The organism is Hansschlegelia beijingensis, from assembly GCF_045505405.1.
In the GTDB taxonomy this organism is placed as follows: domain Bacteria; phylum Pseudomonadota; class Alphaproteobacteria; order Rhizobiales; family Methylopilaceae; genus Methylopila; species Methylopila beijingensis_A.
This window is the reverse complement of record NZ_JBJKEX010000274.1, coordinates 1-4,203: the sequence shown is the minus strand read 5'-3', so window position 1 is coordinate 4,203 and position 4,203 is coordinate 1. Positions and strand designations below refer to the sequence as shown.

5 protein-coding genes and 1 pseudogene are annotated in these 4,203 nt (G+C 69.0%); 1 reads left to right on the top strand and 5 read right to left on the bottom strand.

All coding sequences use genetic code 11. The features are described from left to right. Nucleotides 1-122: 122 nt before the first annotated feature. The gene (locus ACIKT0_RS14140) at nucleotides 123-308 is read left to right on the top strand and encodes a hypothetical protein (RefSeq protein WP_407105959.1); all 186 of its coding nucleotides are present in this window, start codon (nucleotides 123-125) and stop codon (nucleotides 306-308) included. 23 nt (nucleotides 309-331) lie between these two features. Here ACIKT0_RS14140 and metX read toward each other — a convergent pair whose 3' ends face one another. From metX to ACIKT0_RS14115, 5 genes and pseudogenes are all read right to left on the bottom strand, one after another. Beyond that, nucleotides 332-1,516 (bottom strand): homoserine O-acetyltransferase MetX, encoded by a 1,185-nt coding sequence (metX, locus tag ACIKT0_RS14135; protein WP_407105958.1) that lies wholly within the window; start codon nucleotides 1,514-1,516, stop codon nucleotides 332-334. 82 nt (nucleotides 1,517-1,598) lie between these two features. Further along, nucleotides 1,599-2,516 carry a penicillin-insensitive murein endopeptidase gene (gene mepA, locus ACIKT0_RS14130; protein ID WP_407105957.1) on the bottom strand — a complete coding sequence of 306 codons (918 nt, stop codon included), beginning with the start codon at nucleotides 2,514-2,516 and terminating at the stop codon, nucleotides 1,599-1,601. Then, nucleotides 2,513-3,457, bottom strand: coding sequence for a glutathione synthase (gene gshB / locus ACIKT0_RS14125; protein ID WP_407105955.1), 945 nt, complete (start codon nucleotides 3,455-3,457; stop codon nucleotides 2,513-2,515). The genes mepA and gshB overlap by 4 nt, the downstream gene beginning before the upstream one ends. Nucleotides 3,458-3,474: 17 nt before the next feature. Next, nucleotides 3,475-3,840, bottom strand: a complete 366-nt coding sequence (locus ACIKT0_RS14120; RefSeq protein ID WP_407105954.1) for a YraN family protein — start codon at nucleotides 3,838-3,840, stop codon at nucleotides 3,475-3,477. A gap of 2 nt (nucleotides 3,841-3,842) precedes the next feature. Next, nucleotides 3,843-4,203, bottom strand: a pseudogene (locus tag ACIKT0_RS14115) (hypothetical protein); the annotation flags it as partial.

Below are 4,203 nucleotides of genomic sequence, written 5' to 3'. Positions count from 1 at the left end.
CTCCGGCCCCCTCTTATCTCGGTCGCTGGTCTACGCCGCGTGATCAGCGCCTCGAAAAAGAACGGATTTCGAGGTGACTTGCGGGCTCCGGGCCCGACCGGAGCCACGACGTCGACAATGTCGTGCAGAGCCTGTTCGGCGAAGGCAAGAAGACCGGCCTGGCGTCGCTGCTCGGGATCGGCGCGCAGATGCTCGGCGCCCCGGCGGAGCTCAACGGGGCGCCGGCCACGAGCTACCGCGTCAGGATCGATCGCGGGAAGGTCGAGATCGGACCGATCAGGGTCTACAAGCTGCCGCCGGTGTTCTGATCGGCGCAGGGTCGAGCCGGGGCTCAGCCTGCCTCCGGCAGGCCCCGCACCTTGGCGGCGGCGTCGATGAAGCCCTTGGTGGTCGCGAACAGTTCCGGCACGTCGAGCAGGAACGCGTCATGACCCTTGTCGGTCTCGATCTCCACGAAGCTGACATTCGCTGCCGCCGCGTTCAGCGCGTGCACGATCTGGCGTGAACCCTCCGTCGGGAACAGCCAGTCGGAGGTGAAGGACACCACGCAGAAGCGCGTCCTGGTGCCAAGGAAGGCGTTGGCGAGCGAGCCGCCATGGTCCGCCGCGAGGTCGAAATAATCCATCGCGCGCGTCACGTAGAGATAGCTGTTGGCATCGAAGCGCTCGACGAAGCTGGCGCCCTGGTGGCGCAAATAGCTCTCGATCTGGAAGTCCGCGTCGAACCCGAAGGTCCGGGTCGCGCGGTCCTGAAGGTTGCGGCCGAACTTCCGCTGGAGCGCCGGCTCCGACAGATAGGTGATGTGCGCGGCCATACGGGCGACGGCCAGTCCCTTGCGGGGCACGGTGCCCTCGAGCAGGTAGCGGCCCGCGCGCCAGTCCGGGTCGGCGGTGATCGCCTGCCGGCCGACCTCGTCGAAGGCGATGTTCTGGGCCGAATGCTTGGCCGCGCTCGCGATCGGCACCGCGGCGAACACCCGGTCCGGATGGCGGGCAGCCCATTGCAGCACCTGCATGCCGCCCATCGAGCCCCCGACCACGCAGAACAGATCGGGGATTCCCAGATGGTCGATCAGCATCGCCTGAGCGTCGACCATGTCGCGGATGGTCACGACCGGGAGATCGAGGCCATAGGGCTCGCCGGTCGCCGGATTGGTCGACGCCGGGCCGGTCGTCCCCATGCAGCCGCCGACCACGTTCGACGAGATGACGAAGAAGCGGTTGGTGTCGATCGGCAGGCCCGGCCCGATCATGGTCGACCACCAGCCGGGCTTGCCCGTCACCGGATGGACGTTCGCCGCGTGCTGGTCGGCGGTCAGCGCATGGCACACCAGGACCGCGTTGCTGCGGTCGGCGTTGAGCTCGCCATAGGTCTGGTAGGCGATCCGCAGCGGCGCGAGCGTCGCGCCGGACTCGAGCTTGAGCGGCCTTGAGATCTCGGCCACGAGCGAGCGCGGCGAGTCCGCCTCGCGCCGCGCCGACGCATTCACCGAGAGTTCGATCGTCGCCTGGTTCATCGCTTCGAGGGGGCCCGTCGCCCTTCACCAATCGGACCGAAGGGTGAAGCCCTCCGGAGCGGCGCTGTCAACTCGCCCGCCGTCAGGGCGCGTCGAGGACCGCGGCGCAGGCCCCGGGCATCTTGGCGACCGTGAAGGGCGGCAGCGGCTTCGTGGGCTGCGGCGCCGGCCTCGGGTTCAGGACGGCGTCGGTGAACCAGTAGTCGAGCTCCCGGCCGCAGCCCTCGCCCGGCGTCACGTCCCGCTGCGGGCGGCACGAGCTTTCGCCGGGAGAGCAGCCGAGCCGAACATGCATGTGGTAGTCGTGACCCCTGTTCGGCCTGACCTTCTGGAGCCATGAGCGGTCGCCGCGCGCCTGCCGGCAGACCGCCTTCTTGATCGCGGGGTTGACCAGCACCCGCTCCACTTCAGGGTCGGTCGCGGCGGCCTTGATCACCTGCAGCGTGTCGGGGGTCCAGTAGCGGTTCACGTCGAGCTTGTCGTCCGACACGACCACCGTCGACATGATGGTCTCGCGCTGCGCCATGCTGATGACCTGAGCCGGCATCTGGCGCAGCCAGACGTCGACGTCGAGCCCGATCTGGTGGGAGGCGTGGCCGCCCAGCATCGGGCCGCCGCGCGGCTGCGACATGTCGCCGATCAGCAGCCCCGCCCAGGACGTCTGCGACGCCACCCGCCGGGAGAAGCGCTCGACGAAGGTCACCAGCTTCCGGCGCCCGTAGAAGCGGTTGCGGCCGGGCCGCATGACCTGCCAGGTGGGGCCGGTGAGCGGCAGCGCGACGCCGCCTGCAAGACAGCCGTTCGAGTAGAAGCCGATCGAACGGTCCGGCCCATCGCTCGGTCGCGTCACGCGGCCGAACAGCTCCTTGGCCGGGGTCTGCGAGGTGATTGACCCGAGCGGGGGAAGCTGAAACCCGGAAGGCCGGATGTCCTGGGCGTGGGCGGCCGTGACCATCGCCGCGAGCGCGCCCGCCAAAACGATGGCCGCGGCGAACCTCATCCGAGCCGGGCCTCGATCGCGTCCCAGGTGGTGACCGCGACGTCCGGACCGCCCAGTCGCTTGATCGCCCTTATGCCTGTCGGAGACGTCACGTTGATCTCCGTCAGCCAGCCGTCGATGACGTCAATGCCCACGAAGATCAGCCCTCTGCGCGAAAGCTCCGGTCCGAGCCTGTCGCAGATTTCCCGCTCACGCCCCGTGATCTGCGTCGTCTGAGCGGCGCCTCCGCGGACCATGTTGGATCTCAGGTCGCCGGGCGCAGGCACGCGATTGACCGCTCCGGCGAACTTGCCGTCGACCAGCAGGATGCGCTTGTCGCCCTCGGAGACCTTCGGCAGGAACTTCTGCACCATCCAGGGCTCTCGGAAACTCGTGGAGAAGAAGTCGATCAGCGACCCGTAGTTCAGGTCGTCGGCCGTGAGGCGGAACACCGCCGCGCCGCCATTGCCGTAGAGCGGCTTGACCACGATGTCGCCATGCTCGGCCCGGAACGCCGAGATCTCGGCCTTGTCGCGGGAGACGAGCGTCGGTGGCATCAGGTCCGGAAAATCCAGCACGAAGATCTTCTCCGGCGCGTTCCGCACGCTGGCCGGGTCGTTCACCACAAGCGTCGTCGGGTGCACCCGCTCCAGCATGTGGGTCGTGGTCACGTAGGCCATGTCGAAAGGGGGGTCCTGCCGCAGCAGCACCACGTCGGTCTCCTCGGCGAGAGAGATCCGCATCTCCTCGCCCGCCGTGAAGTGATCGCCGGGGACGTCGCGCACTTCCACGGGGCGCCCGGTCGCGAACACGTCACGGCCGATCTGCGAGAGCCGCTCCGGCGTGTAGACGAAGAGCTCGTGCCCGCGCGCCTGCGCTTCCAGCATCAGCGCGAATGTCGAGTCGCCGGCGATGTTGATCCGCTCGATCGGATCCATCTGAACGGCGACGCGAAGCGACATGACTGATCCCGCGACTGCTACAGGCCGAACGCGTTCGGCATGTGCCTCGGAAGCCGGCGCGGCGCGACGAGCACCACGTCGAAGGTGACGAGATATCCCGCATAAGCGGGCCGGCGCGCAAGGAAGCTCTCAGCGCCCCGGCGAATCCGCGCCTGCTGGCGACGCGTAATGGCCTCGCTCGCCGACCGAAAGTCAGCGCGCGCCTTGACCTCGACGAAGGCGAGGGTGCGACCGCGCGCCGCGATCACGTCGACCTCGCCCGACCCTTCGGAGAAACGTCGGGCAAGAATCCTCCAGCCTTTCAGGCGCAGCAGCCACACCGCGGCCGTCTCGGCCTTGAGCCCGAGACGAAACGCGCGTGTGCGGGCCTGGGCGCTGGGCAAGGCTATCCGCCGGCCTTGATTTCGAGCGCGCGGGCATAGACCTCGCGGCGCGGCGCTCCGGTGGCGGAGGCGACCTCCGCGACCGCCTCCTTCACCGAGGCGCCGGCGAGCGCCTGCCGGAGGAGCCCGTCAAGGTCGGCCTCGGACGGTTCGGCGGCCTCGGCGGGCGCGATGACCAGCACGATCTCGCCTTTCGGATCAGGCTCGTCGGCGAGCGCGGCCGCAAGCTCGTGCAGCGTTCCCCGCCGCACCTCCTCGAACCGCTTGGTGAGTTCGCGCGCCAGCGCCGCCTCGCGGGGGCGTCGACGAGGTCTCCAGCTTCGCCGCGATCCTGCAGGACTTCGGCGTCCGCAAGGGCGATCG